This window comes from Listeria farberi (genome assembly GCF_014229245.1).
GTDB lineage: Bacteria > Bacillota > Bacilli > Lactobacillales > Listeriaceae > Listeria > Listeria farberi.
The window spans coordinates 15,001-33,669 of sequence record NZ_JAARZJ010000010.1 but is presented as its reverse complement, the minus strand read 5'-3'; the positions used below and the strand labels follow the sequence as shown (position 1 = coordinate 33,669).

Sequence of the window (18,669 nt, the reverse complement as noted above, 5' to 3'; positions counted from 1 at the left end):
TCAAAAAAAAAGCCTTAATAGACAAAAATTTGTCCACTAAAGCTTATAGTATTAATTATTTAGCTTGCTTGTTTTTCTTCTTGCTAAATATCGACCGAAACGAGCGCTTCATAACATCAAAGAAACTTAGCGAGCTCACCATATTGGCTGGGTCGACATAAACTCTTATTTTACGTAAAACTTCTTTAGGCTTTTTAGAAGCAAATGTGTATGTGCCGTTACGCTTTGTTTTAATGGCGTAGCGAGGAATCCACTTGCCTTTTAACATAACAGATACAATAACTTGATCTACTTCTTCCCAAGGAATTTGGACGAATTTACGCACATCGCGTGAGTTAAAAAATTCAAAACCTTTGTCGCCAATCATAATTTTACCGTAATCTGTAAGTCCAGTATACGCGGTGGCATCTATTGTTAAGTCTACCTTTGTATTAATCGATTGAACCAACTGTTTTCGCTCCATTTCTTTTCGCTTGTTTTGTTTATTATAACGCATTCGTTTACTCATGTCATACACTTAAAATCAAAAGAGGCCAGTGATTGCTTCGCCAGCCTCTTTTTGATCAGCTTATTTTTACAGAAGCCCGATTAAATGACCAACTATACCGACTACGAATAGACCTAGAATGATGATAATTGGGCTGATTTTTTTCTTAAGTAACCACATACATAAGAATGTAAGAGCTACTGCTGCAAGTCCTGGGATTAAATTATCCAAGTTGTTTTGCAAAGTTGTTACTTTAATTTCGGAAAGAGCTAAACCTGCTTGTTGCTGTTCTAAAGCCGTTTTAATACCTTGAGCGCCTTGTGGAAGATGACTCCAATCAATATACGCACCTTCATCAAGTTTAACTTTCGAGATAATTGGCGCAAACTGGATATTTACCCATCTCTGCACCAAGGCGGCGAGGACGAACATCCCGAGTATCGAAGCACCTTTTGTAATGTCTTGCAGCAAGCCACCAGAAAGGTCATCAGTAATTTTAGAACCAGCTTTATAGCCGAATTCTTGTGTATACCACATGAAGCCCCAACGAATTACGTTCCAAGCAACAAAGAATAAGATAGGTCCAAGAATGTTTCCACTCAAGGCAAGAGAAGCACCTAATGCTCCTAACATTGGACGAATTGTAAACCAGAATACTGGGTCACCAACACCAGCTAGAGGTCCCATCATACCAACTTTAACCCCTTGAATTGCTACATCATCAACTTCTGCACCATTTGCACGTTCTTCTTCAAGTGCAAGTGTTACCCCAAGAATTGGAGATGCAATATATGGATGTGTATTAAAGAATTCTAAATGACGTTTTAACGCAGATGAACGGTCTTCTTTTGTTTTATATAATTTTTTAATAGCGGGAATCATAGAGAATGCCCAGCCACCATTTTGCATACGTTCGTAGTTCCATGAACCTTGAATGAACGTAGAGCGCCATGCTACGCGTAGACGGTCTCTCTTTGATAATTCGATTTTTTCTGCCATTCTATTCTCCTCCTTTTTTTATTAATAGTCGTTTAATATATCGCCGAGTGGATCGCGTGAGTTTCCGCCTCCACCGCCATTTGAATTACCGCCACCCATTTTAGATAGGTTAAGGTAAATAAGAGCAAGTGCAACACCTAGAGCACCAATTGCGATAAGTGTTAATTGAGAAATTGCGGCAACTACGAAACCGATTACGAAGAACGGCCATACTTCTTTAGTAGCCATCATGTTAATAACAAGCGCATAACCAACGGCAACTACCATTCCTCCGCCGATAGCCATACCATCTGTTAACCAAGCTGGCATTGCTTCTAAGAAAGATTGAACGCTGTCTGCTGGAATGAATAAAAGTGCTGCTGCAGGGATTGCGATACGAATACCTTGCATACAAATTGCTGAAATATGTAACCACTCTACGGTGCGTATATTCCCTTTTTCAGCGGCTCTGTCCATCAAGTGAACGATTGGAACTGCCAATGTACGAACGATCATTGTTAAGAAAAGACCTGCTACTGCAAGTGGAATTGCAATCGCGATTGCGGACGGAATACCTGCTACTCCTTGTCCACCTAATACTAATATAATTGCTGAAGCTACTGAGGCAAGCGCGGCATCTGGTGCTACGGCTGCTCCGATGTTTGCCCATCCAAGTGCGATCATTTGTAGAGTTCCGCCAAGGATGATACATGCTGTTAAGTTACCTGTTACGAGACCAATTAATGTACATGCGATTAATGGCTGATGGAACTGAAATTCATCTAGAATTCCTTCGATACCTGCTAAAAATGCAATAAGTACTACTAAAATTATTGATATGACAGACATAATAAACCTCCTATTTTAATTTTTTATTGTGTCTTTAGTTCATTTTTTGCTTTTTTGATGATTTCTTCCATGTTAGCGCTTGAGTCATTAGGGACTTTACGCACATCGAATTTAACACCTTTTTCTTTTAATTTTTCAAAGGTTGCAACATCATCTTTCCCCATGGAAAGTACTTTACTAACAACAACTTTACCTACAGAGTGAGCCATGGAACCAACGTTTACTTGTTCGATTTCTACGCCACCTTCAATTGCGCGTAAAACATCTTGAGGATTTTCGAATAATAAAAGTGCTTTTGTATTGCCGAAACGTGGATCTTTTGAAATCTCAATCATTTTTTGGACTGGGATAACGTTAGCTTTTACTCCTGGTGGTGCTGCTTGTTCGATTAATTTTTTACGAAGTTCGTCTTTTGCAACTGCATCCGAAACAACAATAATTCTTGTTGGGTGTGTTGCTTTAGTCCATGCAGTGGCTACTTGACCATGCAATAGACGAGAATCAACACGAGTTAAAACGAATTCGATTTTGCCGTTACCAACTGCAGCGATTTCTGCTTGTGGCTGTTCAGTAGCTATTACTTGCGGCTGTAGTTCTTCCGGTTTAACACGAACACCTTCTTGAGCTGGCGCAAGAATATTTGCTGCGATTTCGTGTGCGCTTTCCATTGTAAAACGTGATGAGAAAGCTTCAATCAACATTGGCAGATTAAGTCCTGCTACGATAGCCCACTTATCTTTATGTAATTCATAAAGACCGTTTGCTTGATTGAATGGTGTGCCTCCCCAAAGATCCACTAAGAATAAAACTTCATCTTGGCTATCGAAAGTTGCTATTGCAGCTTCCATTTTAGCTTTGATATCTTCAGGACCTTCGCTTGGCATCAAAGTGATTGCTTTAACGTTTTCTTGCTCGCCGAAAATCATTGTTCCGGACTGCAAAATACCTTCAGCAAATTCACCGTGAGTTGCGAGGATAATTCCTACCATCTTTTTCCCTCCTAATATAATTTCATTTATTTTGCTACCCGCTCTATTATTTGCAAGTTTTGTGCCAATTTGTTGTATCGCAAAAAAAGCTCTCAGCCGCAACGTTTTTAAAAAATACTTTTTATAGTGTATCACTGATTGATACAGAAAATTTATTTTAAAAATGAAGTGTATTCAAATTTATATTATGTATATTAAAAAATGCATAATAATTTTATTCTTCTTTAAAAGTAATGTAAAAAACCCACGAAAATTTAAGTTTTCGCGGGTTTTCTGGAATATTATTTAAGCACAATTTGATTGATATGTTTGTGTTAATCGCCAAGGAGTCCCTTTAGTATCGAGGTTTCCTCTAGAGACTAAATCATTCACAATCATTGATACGGTGGAGATAGAACATTTTGCGAATCGTGCTAATATATATATTTTTAACCATTTTGGAAATTCAGGATTTTTTTCTGAATCTAGTTGATAGTGCTCAATAATTTTTGCCAAAATCATTTCTACACGTTCTTCGGCAGTGACTGAAATTAGTTTCCTTTGCCAATCTAAACCTTTTTCGAGATCTTCAGCTATTTGTAAGAAGAAAGTAGGAAGCAAATTTTGGTCCTCTAATTTTTCAAAAAGTTCTTCTCTTGGAATGGTACTATAAGAAGTATTTTCTAATGCAGTGAGGGAAAAACCACCTTTTGTAGTAAAAATTATTCGTTTATCAATAAAAACACGATTAAAGTCAGATCGTCCTTCTTCGCTTTCTTGAACTAATAAACCTTCTTCCATAATGATTACTTGTTCATGGTTCATTATTATTTCCCCGCCTACATCTAATTTTTGACGTTTAAGGCTAAAGTTTTTTACAATCCATGAATAAATCAACGAATCTTCTTTGACTAATTGATGGAATTCTAAAAAAGTCATTTTTAATTTACTTCCTTTCGGCCAATATACTTGTTAGTTACTTAATAACTTAAAGTATAGTACAACTTTATGAGAAACTGTTAAAGGAATTCTATCAAAATGCTCATTTAGCAAAGTTTTTTTGTTACTTTAATAATTTTACATACACTCGTTGCCAAATAACTACTAAACCACTTGCTACAAATAGACTAATAATAGCCAAATACATTCTTGCAACAAACGCTAGCCCAAAAGGAAAATCGGCTATATGGAAAATAGATAGATGCATATACTTCAGTCCAAAATAGCCTAGAAAATAAATTGCCGTGATACATAAGAATCCTAGAAGTTGTCGCAATTCCTGTTTCTGCTTTTTGGGTATGCGTATTTTTTTCCAATAAGCAACCAGTTGGAATAACCAACTACTCCAGAAAATAAATACAGTAAATTGGAAAGGAATCGCAGGTATTTGAACGATTATAAGACTGATTAAAAGACTCGCCACAATAACCACGAGCAATGACGTCACCTCAGCATTCAACTGATAACGAGTATGCCATAATTGATACCGTCTAATTCGTTTTAGTGGAACTTTTTCTTGTGAGAGGAAATGACGAATTCCGCCTAACAGCACTAGAACCAACAGGAAAAATCCAATCAAAAAACTAATAATTAACAGAAGGGTATTAAAGAACTCGCTTGTCATCAGTCCGCCTGCTCTCTGTTTGTTTTCGTTTCTGAAGCCTTTCAAAAATCCGCTCAGCTTGCGTAGCATCGGCTGAGGCAAATTGTGCCATTATATTTGCTTCATTTTGTACTAAGTGCAAATAACCAAGTGCCACAAAGATTGGTTCGGATGCCGAAGTATCCAAAATGCTGATTTCACTATAGTCGAAAAAACTTAAGCAATCAATATGTTCTTCCAATACAGTTTGCTGCCCTTCTTTTGTATTGATAACAAAACCCTCTACTTCTCCTTCAAAAAACTGCCCCATAGGCGAGACGATTTTAAGTTTCATATTCTTCTCCTCCTATTTCAAGTCTTTGTAAGATCCGATAAACAAGAAGTCTCGTTCTGAACGTTCATCATAATCACCATTTAAAATACGTTCTACACTTTCTAACAGATCTTCTATTTCTACAAAGATGCCTTCTGTTCCAGTGAATTTTTCCGAAACATAGAATGGTTGTGATAAGAAATTACGGATTTTCCTAGCACGATGTACAAGCTTCCTATCGTCCTCACTTAACTCCGCCATTCCTAATACATTAATAATTTCTTGTAATTCCATATAGCGTTGCAAAATAAATTTCACTTGTACCGCTAATTCATAGTGTCGTTCCCCAACAAAAGTTGGATTCAGTGCTCTAGAAAAAGATTGCAGTGGATTTACTGCTGGGAAAATACCCAAAGCGGCAATCGAACGTTCTAATACAATCGTTGAATCCAAATGACTGAATGTAGCTACAGCTGAAGGATCATCGATATCATCTGCTGGCAAGAATACACATTGAATCGAAGTGATAGAGCCATTTTTTGTAGACGCGATGCGGTCTTGAAAATCGCCAACCTCTTTCGAAAGCGTGGATTGATACCCACCAGTAATAGGAATTTTCCCTTGCAAGGAAGATACTTCAGAACCTGCTTGAATAAAACGAAAGACGTTATCAATAAACAAAAGTACATCTTTTTTCTCTTCGTCACGTAAATATTCTGCAATCGTTAGGCCCGTTAATGCTACGCGCATCCGTACACCTGGAGATTCGTTCATTTGACCAAGTACTACAGTAGTTTGTGGTAAAACGCCGCTTGCTTCTAATTCTTTATATAACCCGATACCTTCTCGCACACGTTCCCCAACACCAGTAAACACAGAGTTTCCGCCTTGCATACTGATATTATTAATCAGTTCTTGCATTAACACCGATTTCCCAACCCCGGCTCCACCAAATAGTCCTGTTTTGCCTCCTTTTAAAATTGGGCAAATAAGGTCTATTACTTTGACTCCAGTATAGAGAATTTCTTTACTCGTATCTAAATCACGAAGTAATGGCTGTTCCCGGAAAATGGGCCACTTCACTTCAGCTTCTGGTTCTGGTTTCCCATCGATTGCTTTTCCGTATACATTTAGCATTCTACCTTGCACGGTTTCGCCTACGGGGACTTCGATTGGATGACCTAGATTAACCACTTCTGTTCCTCTAGCCAGCCCGCTCACTTCTCCGATAGCGATAGCAGAAATTGTATTAATTCCTGTGTGTTGAACAACTTCAGCAAGATAGGTTCCTTGGTGGGTATGGTACTCAAGTGCAAAGCCAATTTCAGGCAGTTCACTCTCATTAAATTCGATTTTTAAAACAAAACCACTAATACTAATAATGGTCCCTGTGTGTTTTTTCATTTACTCTTCTTCCTTCCTGATTGTCTGCGCACCGCTGATGATGTCTAGTAGCTCGCCCGTTTTCTGTTGTAGCGTCCGCTTTCTGGCATTAAAAATGGCTTCTTCTAACTGTTTTTGAATATTGTCTTTTGCTTGCTTCATGGCAATTCGGCGCATACAATACTCACTAGCGACCGAATAACGGAACATACTATATAGCAGACCACATAAATAGTTTTCTAATAATAACTGCTCAACCTGTTCCTCTTCCGTTTCAAAATCTAGTACATAATCTACTTCAATTGGTAGATTATCCGACTCTTCCGGAATTTCAGGATAAATTTTTTCACACATTGCTTCTGAATGGACGGCATTAAAGTATTTGGTAAAAATTACATACAATGCATCTATTTCTTCCGAGTTAATCTGATCAACAAAATCAGCGGTAACAGCAGTGGTTGTTTCTAAATCAATATTTTCAAGGGAAAACTGTAAATATGCTGTGATGTTTTGACCAAGTCTCGTTAAGTAGCGATGGCCTTGTTCCCCCACAACTACCCAATTTATCGTTACTTGATCTCCAAGTGTAGCTATTAGCTGATCAATCTCAGCAAAAACCTCACTATTATAAGCACCACAAAGGCCACGCTCTGAAGTTATGGCAATTGCAGTAATCTTTTTCTCTTCTTTTACGTTATTATTGCCAGGATGCATCGTTTTTCGCACCCATCGCAAACTTTTTAAAATTGTTTCGTAATAACTAACTGCTGCTTCGGCTTTTTCTCGTAAAGTGGATAGTTTACCGAGCGTTGCCAATTCTGTGACGTGGACTATTTTGTATGTTGAGTTTAGTGCTTTAATGGTTTTTCGGGCTTGGTCTATACTACTCAACTAAAAAGCCTCCCCACTTCCTGAATAATCTCTTCTAACATTTTAGTGTGCGCTTCATTTAACTCGCTAATGGAATTAATATCACTAGAAAACGCGGTAAAATCTTGATGCGCATGAGCTTTTTCTAATAGTAAACCTTTGAAAGAAGCAATTTTATTAGGTGCCACTTTGCTAAGGTAATCATTTTGGAAAGCATATAAAAGAACAATTAGCTCAGTAACGGATAATGGACTAAGAATTTGTTGCTTAAATAATTCTGTTAGTATACGACCATCCGAGACCATTTTCATACTACCATCATCCAGTGCATTACCAAAATCAAGTAATTCTTTTAATTCCTCATATTGAGAAAGAATAAGAGTTAAATTTTTACTAAGCTTACGGATGACGGGATGTTGCGCGTCGCCACCGATTCTTGAAACCGATACACCAACATCTACTGCCGGCTTTTGACCACGATTAAATAAGTCAGATTTCAAAAACAGCTGCCCATCAGTAATCGAGATAACGTTTGTAGGGATATACGCTGTCACATCATCGGATAATGTTTCAATCATTGGTAGAGCGGTAATAGAGCCGCCACCATGTTCCTCATTCATTTGAACAGCTCTTTCTAAAAGACTGGAGTGGATATAAAAACTATCTCCTGGATAAGCTTCTCTTCCTGGGGGACGGTTAAAAAGTAATGTAATTGCTCGATAAGCATCCGCATGTTTTGTTAAATCATCTAGAATAATTAAAACATCTTTTCCTTGGTCACGTAATGCTTCTGCAACTGCCATTCCTGCATACGGGGTTAGATATTGCGCTGTAAGTGAGTCACTAGCTGCTGTGGCTACTACAGTAGTATATTCCATCGCTCCGTGATTTCGTAGCGTTTCAATGACTTCTGCAATATATGCTGCTTTTAAACCAATAGCTACGTAGATACAATGAACGTTTTGATCATGTTGATTAATAATGGTATCTACTGCAATTTGGGTTTTTCCTGATTGGCGGTTACCGAGGATTAATTGTCGTTGTCCTCGACCGATGGGTGTGATGGAATCAATAACTGCTAATCCTGTATTAAGCGGACGAGTCACACTATCAATCGTCATAATCGCTGGTGTTACACAAAAAAGTGGCGAGCTAGCGGTTGGTTTTTCTTCACTTTCTTCATAAAGCATTTTCCCAGTTGTATCAATAATACGACCAGTCATATCCTCAAAAAGAGCCACTTCGATAAAATTACCAGAGACTGAAACGCTCATCCCTTCCAAAATATCGTTCGTTTTATCAATTAAACCTATACCAACAAATTCTTCGTTTAGTTCAAGAATGACACCTCGATGTTTGTTATCAATCATAACTGCTTGATGCAGTGATGCGTTTTCTAACCCTGAGCTGAAAATAACTCCATCAGAAATTTTTTCCACTCGGCCATTCTCTTTCAAATATTCCAAGTCTACATGGGTTTCGTATTTGTTCATATCAAAATGAATTGTTTTCAAAGTTTCACTTCCGCTTCCATTTTTTCTGTTGATCGCTTAATTAGTTCCTGATAGCTCATATCAATCGCTTTCGAACCGTACTGAACAATAACTCCGCCAATTAATTCTTTTTCTACCTGATACTTTGTCTTATAAGTTTTGTGTGCTGGTTGCCATAGCTTCTCAAAATGATTGGCTGACTCTTGACTAGCAACTCTAATACTAATAAGACCTGTGTAAAATTGAATATTGTACACTTCCAAAAAGTTTCGATACAGGCTTCGCGTTTGGCGATAAGAGTAATGCGTCATCATGTAAAAAAGAAATTGAATAAATTCCGCATCTAACTCATCTAAGGTACCCTCTTCTTTCATTACTTTTAGCTTTTGTTCTGGAGAGAGGTAACTACTTTGATAAATTTGTTTTACATGCAGTTTACTCGCACGATCATTGTATTTCTGAAATGATTGAGTAAATAAATGTAATTGCTCAGGGGTATACATTTCAAATAATTGTAAGATTATTTTATACGGTAGCGCACAACGAATCTTTTCTGTTCGAACTAACGCATCAAATTCGCGAATAGCTTCCGTAAATAATTTTGCTTCATCTTCTTCTGACTGAATAAAAACTTGTTGAAAAATTTCATTCATGTAGCTACTTAGCGATTTATACGGCGCATGTGGCGTTGTCTCAACAAGTGGAACTTCCACTATTTGTTTAGGTTGTGTATTTTCCCATTCATGCAATTTTTGTTCATATTGCTTATTTTGAGCAATTAGCTGATCAATTTCTTCTAAAAACATTACTTCTTTTTGCTCTGATTCTAAAGCTAATTGTCGATTTTTTTGTTCTTCTAGGGTAGTAGCCACCTTTTGTCGCTTTAAACGACGCAAAAGGCTTTCCTTTTCAAGGGACTGATCTTGGCTCACTTCATAAAAGAAACTCGTCAAGATATTTTCTAATTTTCGTAAGGTGAAATGCAGTAAATATAAGAAGCCTACTGCGAAAACACTATATAGAATTATTGTTTGAATCATTTTTTCCATGCTCTCACCCATCATATAAACGGATTAACCCAAAGCAAGATGACTGCGATTGCCAGTGCAAATAGCATTAATGCAACAATCATAAGAAGTCCCAAGAAGAGACCTCCCATGACTTCTTTCTTTGCATTCGGGTTTTTTCCGATAATTTCTGTTGCTCTACTAACTGCAATTCCTTGTCCAATTGCTGCTCCTAAAGTCGCAAGCCCAATTGCCAGTGCTGCACCAATTACGCTACATGCAACTACTAAATCCATATTTATTTCCTACCTTCTGTATAAGTTTGTTGTATTCTTTGTGGTTCATTTGTTTTATTCTGGATAAACATAAAGTTGTAACGCACCTTCTGCATCATATACTGCCACGCGGTAATCAAAGCTTTCTTTCGCTAACTTCGAAATAGTTTCAGTATATTCCACTAGCCCAGTTTCATCCGCTGTAATTTGCTTCGTGTTCCAAGTAGTCCAGTCATCACTATCTACTCCAACAGCTTTTCTTTCTAAGGCTAACTGGTAATTTTCTCCAGCTTCGCGTTGCATAGAAAAGGTCATATCATATGTGGCATTTTGTGGTGCTAAAACATCTTCCACTTTCGCGGTTAAATCATTTTTATTAGTGTCTTTCTCTGCCACGACCTCTTTTGATTGCTCTTCTGTATCCACTGCGTTCATTTCTTCTGTTTGAAATGGTGTAAGAGCGATTGTTAATTTAGCTTGTTTGGTGTATTCAATTTCTTGTTTAATTGGATATTCAAACGTTTTGTTTTCTTTGGTTTCTTTGTTAGTTGTTTCAAGCACTAGTTTCGCTTTTAAGTGGACAGAGTCATTCTCTGTCACTGGGACAAGATGAATGTTGCCTTTTTCTTGATTAACAATTTGGTAATCTACCTCTGTTTTATCTTCTTCGTTTACTAGTTCAATTTTCGCTTGATTTAAAGTGTAATCCGCAGAACTCCAGTCATACTGTACTTGTAACGTTTTATTAACAGATTGGCTAGCTCGTAGATTTTTTAAGACTGTAGCTTGCATGGTGTAATATTTCTCGGAGCTGTTTAGTTCAATTGTTTCACCATTTTTCATTTCAATAATCGTTTGGAACTGGTAAGCCGTTTTAGGAGTTAGCCCGGTGACATTAAGCGTTTCACCGTTGCCATTTAAGAAATTTGCACTAACATTCATGTAGAAAGAATCTCCATCTGCTTTTGTTACTTTCACACGTGCTCGCTTCACATCATCAATTTGGGCATCAAGTGCAATATTTACTTTCATCGTAGTACTTGTAACACTTTGCATTTGATAAATCGCTGCAACTGTTTGTGTTGTAAAGGAGTCACTTTGCATTTTGACTTCTTGAATTCCTTTATCCGTCCCTAAATCATACTGATACGTAAATTCAAGGTGATACTTCCCATTTGGTGAGAGACCTTTAAGTGTTGCTTCCGTATCTACTGCCGATACATATTCTGTACTTACAGTTTTTCCGGTTTTTTCATCTACTGCACTGATTTTAGTCACACCAATCAAGGTGTTATTCGGATCGGCGTAGCTATAGCTGACCTTCGCACTTGTCACTCCAGGTGCAATATAACCAATTCTTAGCACCGGAATGTTTCGTTCTAATTTCTTATTCAAGTCTTCTATTTTGCGTAAAACTGCTTCATAGTCGTCTATCTCATCCAAGCCTGGTTGATTGGTTCCGGTGTTCGTATTATTTCCTGAATTACTTGAACCATTATCTTTTGTTTCATTCCCAGCGCTTGATTGTGATTCTGAGCTACCTTTTCCAACATTTAAGTCATTGCCGTATTTTCTAGTTGCATTCAACTGATTCCCAGCATTTTTGGATGACTCGTTATTTCCATTTTCTGCTTTCGTAGTATTACTTGCCGTTTTATTGGCTTCTTCTTTTTCAGCCGCAGCAATTTTTTTCTGTTCTTCTTTTTCCTGGTCTTCTTTTTTCTGGTCTTCTTTTTTCTGGTCTTCTTTTTTCTGGTCTTCTTTTTTCTGGTCTTCTTTTTTCTGGTCTTCTTTTACGACGATTTTTTCATTATCTGTACCACCGAAACTAGCTAAATCTATTTTCCGTTCATCAATGGTGTACGTTTCATTACTAGCATCTAAGACAGTTTTATCATCGATTTTCAAAGTCATATGACCTAGATAGCGACTTTTCTTTTTATTTTCGTAAATTGTCACACTACCTGTTTTATCAATTAAAAGTAAGGGTTTCGAAACTTTTTTAATTTCTTCCCCTCCAAGATAAAGGGTCGCATCCGCGTTTAAAAAATATTGGCGATTTGCTAATTTAACTACACTATTTTCAGCAATTTTCGAGTTCTTATATTGATAAGAATCGTTTGCCGGTTGATATACTTGTCTTCCTTTCAGCTTATTGCTAACGCCATTTGTATCAATGACCGGAACACTTTTTGTAAACATTAAAGAGTCTTTATTTAGATAAAGAATCGTACTCTCCATAATTTCACTTCGAGTATCTTCTTTATCGTTTTTTGCGATTAATTCATCACTATTCCAACTGCGATAAAGTGTATTGCCTTTTTGAAATTGCAAAGTCTCTTGTTCGTTATTTAGAACCACTCCATCATCAGGGAGGGAGACAAGATTAGATCTTGCCTCCTTAAAAGATCCCCATAAGACTACAGCAATAATAATTAGCGGAACAGCTGCAACGATTATCCCTATTTTCCATGTAGGTTTCATTTGCTTTCCTCCAATTCAATAATTCCAAAAGTCTTCCCTGATTTTGTTTCTTCCACAGTTACTTTAGAGTCTTCATAATTTGCATCTATTTGCTTACCATTGTCTAACTCTTCTTTTTTCACGGTATACGTCTCTGTGAAGTCCTTACCTAACCATGTTTGAATTGTTTCCCATGCAGTTAATTCTTTTGGTTCTACAGTAACAGTTAAGTCTGTCTTTGCATCAGCAGTGTTATTGCTCATTAATGTAAAGTTATTATCTTCCACAACGGCTTTGACATTATTTTCTTCGTTATCCCCTTGGTATAGCGCGATTGGCTCTTTCTCTGGGTTTAACACTGTTACTGTATAATTAGTAGTTGGGTCCATGGCTAATGATACCGTTTCTGTTAAATCTTTTGCTGGAACTTCTTCGGTATCTACCACTTTGCCGTTATCATCCTTCAACTCATACGTGTAGTTTCCTTTTATTGTTGTATCCGCTTTTTCTGTGTCTAATTGGACTGCTACGGATTTATTTGTTGCACGTACGCTCTTAAATGATTTTAATCCAGCGGCAATATCTTCTTGTAGCGTAATAAAGTTAGATGTTTTCTCATACGTTTTAACTTCATTAGTTGGTGTACGATAAGTGATAATCATTTTACCTAAGAAGCTTTGATTTTGTTTCTTCCCTGCCACACTGAAATCTGCACTAATTGTTGCTGGGTAAGAACTTGGTAACACAATATTTTTAGTTTCTAATAATTGCGTACGCTCATTATTACCACCATAGTCAAGTAACTCATAGAACTCCATCTTGATATTTTCGATAGTAGTTGATCCTGGTCTTACTTCTTTAGCTTGTAATTTAACTGCTTTTGCTCCAGCATCAAGTTGAATCGTTAGAGAGTTCGATGTGACATATTCATCATCTGTTGTGAAGCTGAAACTTCTGCTCCATCCTCGTACTAATCCACCATCTAAATTGTCATACTGTGTAGAAATTGTCAGCGTATATCCTGTCGCTGGCTCTAAATCTGTAAAAGTATTCATCCAGCTGGCTGTATTACCACCATTAAAAGTACCTTTCTTAACTTCTGATTTGTCTGTTGTTTTTGTTAAGACATATTGGAAGTTTTTATTCGGTCCACCAACTAAATAACTTTGTGGATCATTATAAGAGAATTTAAGAGTTGCTTCTCTTGTCGAAACGTTTTCTAGTGTAATTGGAGTTGCAAAGCTACTTGGTGGTGCAATATAAAGAGATTTTGCATCACTCAAGAAACTAGGTGCCTTCGCTAAACTTGTTTTCATGTATGCAGCAATAACATACGTTTTACCAGAAACAAAGTTTTGACCACCAGAACCATTATATATGGAGAATTCTGGTTTTTTCGTCGTATTATCAAATGTAACGACAGGCGTTTTACTTCCCAATTCTTGTTCTAAGGCTACTAAATTAGACAAACTAGAAGAAATAGTTGAAGCATCATATAAACGATATTCAATATTTGTTAAAACGCTACTCTCATCGACAAAATCAACATTACCCTTAATGCTACGCTGACCAAATGAAGGATCCCAAAGATAACTTGTTGACTTCATGCTTGGTAAGCTCTTTTCTGTCTTAATATTTTCTGAATAGTAGACTTTATCTTTTTCACCAGTTCCATCTAGCAGATCATATTTACCTTCTACTTTAACGACGTAATCTGTATCTGGCGAAAGGTCTGTAACGGAAACGTCACGTGTTGGCAAACCGTCTACTCGCACTGATTTGACTAGTGTTTCTCCATCAGCTTCGTACACATTTACATACAGTTCATTTCTGTTATCTGTTTTAACAGTTGTATTGTCTTTATCTTCACCAATAACATCTAATTTGACGCGTTTATCATAGACGCCGATATTTTCTGCTGAAATATTTGGTACTTCCAGTGTTTTTATAGAAACAGACTTCGCAATCTGTGCTGTTTTTGCTTGTGTAGAATATAAATCAATTTTTGAACCTGCTTCTTCATCAGGTACAAGTCCTACTGCAAAATCAACATAGCGGCCGTTTAATTCTGGCACATAGCTACCATCAGCTTGACGGATTAGTTTAAATGAATCCGGGCTTTCGCTATTACTAATCAAAATACCATTTCGATATGCTATATACTGGTCTGTCCAAATGTTTTTAAATTTAACTCCAGTAATGTTACCAGATGAATCAGTACCTTCTTTTGTTATTTCGAAAACATCTGCCCCGTTAACAGTTTTTGTTGTTGAGACTGTTCCACTTGATGAACTAACAAATGAAGAACCATTTCCAATGGATACATAATAGTTATTACTTAAACTTTCGTTATCCATTTGATTTTCAGCATAATTCATCTTCATATCAAGAGTTAATTGATAGGAATTGTCAAACCAGATATTACCTAATGGCAGTTCTAAAGTTTGAGGCTCAAACTGATTAGTGCCAGATTTTGTTACGGAATAATCTGGTTTAGAGCTTGAAGCATCTTTTAAATCATAGCTGGTTCTCATTACTGTATTTGTTGCAACGGAATCTGGTTCAGGTGTAAGAATCATTGTTCTTCCAGTTGCATCCATAGCAATTTGAGCTCCAACTTGTGGTGCACTAGTATTTAATGCTGTCAATTTCTTCGTCATAAAGTCATCTGAAATTGCTGAGCTTCCACTTGTGATAATATAATCACCTGATGTTTTAAGGGTTGTGGCACCAGTGCTAGAAAGTGGTAATGTCACGGTATTTTTACCTCTTTGAAGTTGCGCCTCTCCACCAGTCGAACTAGTAATTTTAAGTGTCCCTAACACAATGGATTCTTCCGCATCTTCTACATAGACATTTAATTTCACGTCGCTTGCTGTACGACTTAAAATCTCGTACTCAACATTTGGTTTTTCTTTTTTGATTTGGATGGTATCGGAACTAATTTGAATATGATGATCTTCGTAGTTATCGTTCCAAACAACATCTGCTTTTATTACATAAGAATACCCGCGACCTAAAAGCTTATTCGTTAAATCAAAGTATGCATATTTTTCAAAATCTGCAGCAGTTGAAACTTCTTGTTCTACAAGAGCTGTATCTAAATCATCTGCTTTATAAATACTGTAGGTGATAGAACTAACGGCATTGTACTTATCAACTAGTGGTCCTTCTGTTGCTTCAATCCCAGCTAATCCGCCTACTTTCATTTGATCCGCTTGATAATCTAGTAATACTTTGTCAGCTTCTGGAGTTTCTTTCTTCGTTTTGAAAATAAACTGACCGATAATCGGAACATTATTCATTCCACTATCATAGCCATCTTCTACCTTCACGATATACTCTTTATTGATACTTAAATCTTCAAAGAGATAGCTCTTTCCTTCTTCACTCATTAATTTCTCAAAATCACCTTGCAACGCAATTGTTTTAACAAGTGTATTGGTTTTGTTTTCATAAATTTTTAAATTAGCTTCATTTAAATTCACAGCAGCATCTGAGAGTTTAACATTAATTTTTGCTTTATTTGTATCAACAGATTCCAGTGAGAATGTTGCATTAACATTAGTAATTTCAGTTGTTCGGAACACAGAAGACTGCCCAATGAGTTGGTCAACCATAATGCCCGCACCATCGTCCAAATTATATGAACCTGTCATTACTACCACATAGTATGATTCACTTTCTAAACCGTCGAATTCTAGTAAGTTCGTGATGTCACTTTTCTTCATTAAATCTACGGTCGAGATAGGATTACCACTATACATTCCTTGTGCATCTGACTTATAAATTTTTAACGTTGGATGCGTTAGGTTATCAAAAAGAAGTGTACTATCTGCATCAAAAACTTCATAATTGATTGTCAGCTTATCTTGTTCAGCTTTTTTAAGGGAGAACTCTACTGTCGGTTTAGTTTTTTTACCAACAACTACACTATTTGATGCCGGAGAAGCGAAAGTAAAGTCTGATTGACCGTTATTACCTGAAATATAGGCAACGAAAATATAATTCCCATCACTCATATCTACAGTTCGTCCAACTTTCACAGCTGTTTTCTTCTGACTAGCATCTACTACTGAATATGCATATTCTTTCGCATTTTCACCATTTGCTTTGTAATCATCTTCTAAATAAGCTACATAACGAATACTTGTTATAGAATCGTCTTTATCTACCAGATTAACTGGTGATGCGACAAATTCGCCTTTTTCAGTACTGTATTCAAGGTTTAATCCTTCCATCGTTGGTTTAGCTTTTAATGTGGAAGAAATAAAGTACCAGCTTTCATCCGTTACATTTTTACCATCAACAATCAATTCTTCCATTTCGACAATGTATTCTTTATCACTGCTTAATGAATTGAAAGTTACTTCTACTTGACCATTTTTAGTTAGTTTGTTTGCATCTACTGTAACTTTTTGTGAAGTAGTGACATTACTGTTATTTTCTTTGATTTTTAATACTAACTTATCTATATGACCGTATAGTTCAGTTGCAGTTAATTCTGCTTTCATATAGTCTTCGCCACGTTCAGTCACTTTAGGTGTAATCACAACTGGTTTTGCTTCGACTGTTTGGCGGAAGAAAATTGTTTCCTGATTAGTATTACTTGCTGATTTATAAGCTCCTTGAACGACTACTTGATATGTTTCTCCATATTTCAAGTTATTGAAAATGAAATTTTGATTTGCTTGAATGGAATCAAGTTTCTCTTTTTTCACCACATTATTTTTACTGTCGTAAAGAACTGCCTCCAAAGATTGTAGTCGTTTCGAAGAATCTGTTAGTTTTAGTTTTGCAGAAGCTTCTTGACCTTTGACTGTTAAATCAACATCCACAATCGGCACTTGGAAAGTATTGATACTCTCCGCTTCGTTTAATCTTTTGATGATTTCATTAGTTTTACTAACATCGCCTTCGCTTGGCTTACTACTATCTGTGCCGCCGGATTTAGTTCCATTTTTACTAGAATTATTTCCATTAGCACCACTACTACCAGCTGTATTGTTTGTTTCTCCATTACCGCTGTTTCCTGAAGTTCCTTGCGTTTCATTGTTTCCATTCTCGGCTTGACCAGCATTTTGGTTTGCTTGTTGCCCAGAATCTTTAGTAGTTTGTTTTTCTGTTTCTTTCTCTGTATTGTCTTTTGTTGTATCTTTTGTTGTGTCTTTCGTTGCTTCTTCTGCAGTTTCTTTAGTTGTTTTCAACTTTCTTTTTTCTGCATTATCATCTATTTCAACCTTGATAGATTGAATATCAATATCTGCTTCTTTATCTGATTGGCTAACTAACATTTCATTTTTTAAATCAAAACGGTAATGGTTATTTTCCATTTCAATATAAGCATCATCGCTACCTAATTCTTCAATGGTTTTATCTCCCATTAACATAACTTTTTTATTTTCATCTATAGAAACAAGTACGTTTTTAGGTAACTTTTTGTTAAGGCCTTGCTTATTTTTTAGGTAAGCATTGTCCAAAATGATATATCTTCCTTCCGCAAGTTTTACCACGGTACCTTTTGGAAGTTGTGCCAATGTTTTACCATCGTCACTTTTTGCTTTATAAGTTCCTTTATTTTCTGTGACAGAAGTTTTGGATGGTAGTTCAATCAGGTCTGAAGCGCTTTTAACAGCTACACTTTTACCTAGAAACTGGATTCGCCCATCTTTTAAAAATAATGTTCTTGCCAAATTTATTGGCTTCATTTCTTTCTTGTCAGTAATTGTTTTTTCGTTATTTATCCATGTGTCATTATACTTTGCCTCTGACGAAAAATTAACTATTTTTCCTTTAGGACTATAAGTAAAGCCTTCTGTTTCAATAGCATAAGCATCGTCTCTCATTAGAAAAAAGGCTGACACAATAGCACTAACTGCAAGTACCGAAACAATAACTACGACTAAAATATTCTTCTTCAAGTCTTACTTCCACCTCTTTTAGTTGATTTTTTGTGCCTGGAAAAGTACTTGAGTCATTT

Annotated in this window: 14 protein-coding genes; all 14 read right to left on the bottom strand. The window is 36.5% G+C overall.

All coding sequences use genetic code 11. The features are described 5' to 3' along the window. Nucleotides 1-55 precede the first annotated feature (55 nt). Nucleotides 56-448 carry a DUF956 family protein gene (locus tag HCB45_RS09975; protein WP_185319813.1) on the bottom strand — a complete coding sequence of 131 codons (393 nt, stop codon included), beginning with the start codon at nucleotides 446-448 and terminating at the stop codon, nucleotides 56-58. A gap of 126 nt (nucleotides 449-574) precedes the next feature. After that, nucleotides 575-1,486 (bottom strand): PTS system mannose/fructose/sorbose family transporter subunit IID, encoded by a 912-nt coding sequence (locus HCB45_RS09970; protein ID WP_003728942.1) that lies wholly within the window; start codon nucleotides 1,484-1,486, stop codon nucleotides 575-577. A 21-nt stretch (nucleotides 1,487-1,507) separates the two neighbouring features. Beyond that, nucleotides 1,508-2,314: a PTS mannose/fructose/sorbose transporter subunit IIC gene (locus tag HCB45_RS09965; RefSeq protein WP_003764836.1), complete on the bottom strand. Its 807-nt coding sequence runs from the start codon at nucleotides 2,312-2,314 to the stop codon at nucleotides 1,508-1,510. Between the two features lie 23 nt (nucleotides 2,315-2,337). After that, nucleotides 2,338-3,303 (bottom strand): mannose/fructose/sorbose PTS transporter subunit IIA, encoded by a 966-nt coding sequence (locus tag HCB45_RS09960; protein WP_185607975.1) that lies wholly within the window; start codon nucleotides 3,301-3,303, stop codon nucleotides 2,338-2,340. 285 nt (nucleotides 3,304-3,588) lie between these two features. Next, entirely contained in the window at nucleotides 3,589-4,221 is a 633-nt protein-coding gene (locus tag HCB45_RS09955) for a cyclic nucleotide-binding domain-containing protein (RefSeq protein WP_185319548.1), read from the bottom strand. 124 nt (nucleotides 4,222-4,345) lie between these two features. Continuing rightward, nucleotides 4,346-4,906, bottom strand: a complete 561-nt coding sequence (locus HCB45_RS09950) for a hypothetical protein (RefSeq protein WP_185607974.1) — start codon at nucleotides 4,904-4,906, stop codon at nucleotides 4,346-4,348. Beyond that, nucleotides 4,887-5,219: a F0F1 ATP synthase subunit epsilon gene (locus HCB45_RS09945; protein WP_185319550.1), complete on the bottom strand. Its 333-nt coding sequence runs from the start codon at nucleotides 5,217-5,219 to the stop codon at nucleotides 4,887-4,889. Before HCB45_RS09945 ends, HCB45_RS09950 begins: the two co-directional genes overlap by 20 nt. 12 nt (nucleotides 5,220-5,231) lie before the next feature. Beyond that, nucleotides 5,232-6,602, bottom strand: coding sequence for a F0F1 ATP synthase subunit beta (gene atpD, locus HCB45_RS09940; RefSeq protein WP_185319551.1), 1,371 nt, complete (start codon nucleotides 6,600-6,602; stop codon nucleotides 5,232-5,234). Beyond that, a complete protein-coding gene (locus tag HCB45_RS09935; protein ID WP_185319552.1) occupies nucleotides 6,603-7,472 on the bottom strand; it encodes a F0F1 ATP synthase subunit gamma in 870 nt (289 codons plus the stop codon). Then, nucleotides 7,469-8,965, bottom strand: coding sequence for a F0F1 ATP synthase subunit alpha (locus HCB45_RS09930; RefSeq protein WP_185319553.1), 1,497 nt, complete (start codon nucleotides 8,963-8,965; stop codon nucleotides 7,469-7,471). Before HCB45_RS09930 ends, HCB45_RS09935 begins: the two co-directional genes overlap by 4 nt. Then, nucleotides 8,962-9,993 (bottom strand): F0F1 ATP synthase subunit delta, encoded by a 1,032-nt coding sequence (locus HCB45_RS09925; RefSeq protein WP_185319554.1) that lies wholly within the window; start codon nucleotides 9,991-9,993, stop codon nucleotides 8,962-8,964. Before HCB45_RS09925 ends, HCB45_RS09930 begins: the two co-directional genes overlap by 4 nt. A gap of 11 nt (nucleotides 9,994-10,004) precedes the next feature. Then, nucleotides 10,005-10,247, bottom strand: coding sequence for an ATP synthase subunit C-like protein (locus HCB45_RS09920; protein WP_003721714.1), 243 nt, complete (start codon nucleotides 10,245-10,247; stop codon nucleotides 10,005-10,007). A gap of 54 nt (nucleotides 10,248-10,301) precedes the next feature. Next, nucleotides 10,302-12,710: a cell envelope integrity TolA family protein gene (locus tag HCB45_RS09915; protein WP_185619743.1), complete on the bottom strand. Its 2,409-nt coding sequence runs from the start codon at nucleotides 12,708-12,710 to the stop codon at nucleotides 10,302-10,304. Beyond that, nucleotides 12,707-18,610 carry an ATP phosphoribosyltransferase regulatory subunit gene (locus HCB45_RS09910; RefSeq protein ID WP_185619741.1) on the bottom strand — a complete coding sequence of 1,968 codons (5,904 nt, stop codon included), beginning with the start codon at nucleotides 18,608-18,610 and terminating at the stop codon, nucleotides 12,707-12,709. The genes HCB45_RS09915 and HCB45_RS09910 overlap by 4 nt, the downstream gene beginning before the upstream one ends. Between the last annotated feature and the right edge of the window lie 59 nt (nucleotides 18,611-18,669).

Coding starts and splice junctions, on each gene's coding strand:
- HCB45_RS09955 (WP_185319548.1), bottom strand. CDS start 4,221: ATGACTTTTTTAGAATTCCATCAATTAGTCAAAGAAGATTCGTTGATT.
- HCB45_RS09945 (WP_185319550.1), bottom strand. CDS start 5,219: ATGAAACTTAAAATCGTCTCGCCTATGGGGCAGTTTTTTGAAGGAGAA.
- HCB45_RS09920 (WP_003721714.1), bottom strand. CDS start 10,247: ATGGATTTAGTAGTTGCATGTAGCGTAATTGGTGCAGCACTGGCAATT.
- HCB45_RS09960 (WP_185607975.1), bottom strand. CDS start 3,303: ATGGTAGGAATTATCCTCGCAACTCACGGTGAATTTGCTGAAGGTATT.
- HCB45_RS09925 (WP_185319554.1), bottom strand. CDS start 9,993: ATGGAAAAAATGATTCAAACAATAATTCTATATAGTGTTTTCGCAGTA.
- HCB45_RS09950 (WP_185607974.1), bottom strand. CDS start 4,906: ATGACAAGCGAGTTCTTTAATACCCTTCTGTTAATTATTAGTTTTTTG.
- atpD (WP_185319551.1), bottom strand. CDS start 6,602: ATGAAAAAACACACAGGGACCATTATTAGTATTAGTGGTTTTGTTTTA.
- HCB45_RS09965 (WP_003764836.1), bottom strand. CDS start 2,314: ATGTCTGTCATATCAATAATTTTAGTAGTACTTATTGCATTTTTAGCA.
- HCB45_RS09915 (WP_185619743.1), bottom strand. CDS start 12,710: ATGAAACCTACATGGAAAATAGGGATAATCGTTGCAGCTGTTCCGCTA.
- HCB45_RS09970 (WP_003728942.1), bottom strand. CDS start 1,486: ATGGCAGAAAAAATCGAATTATCAAAGAGAGACCGTCTACGCGTAGCA.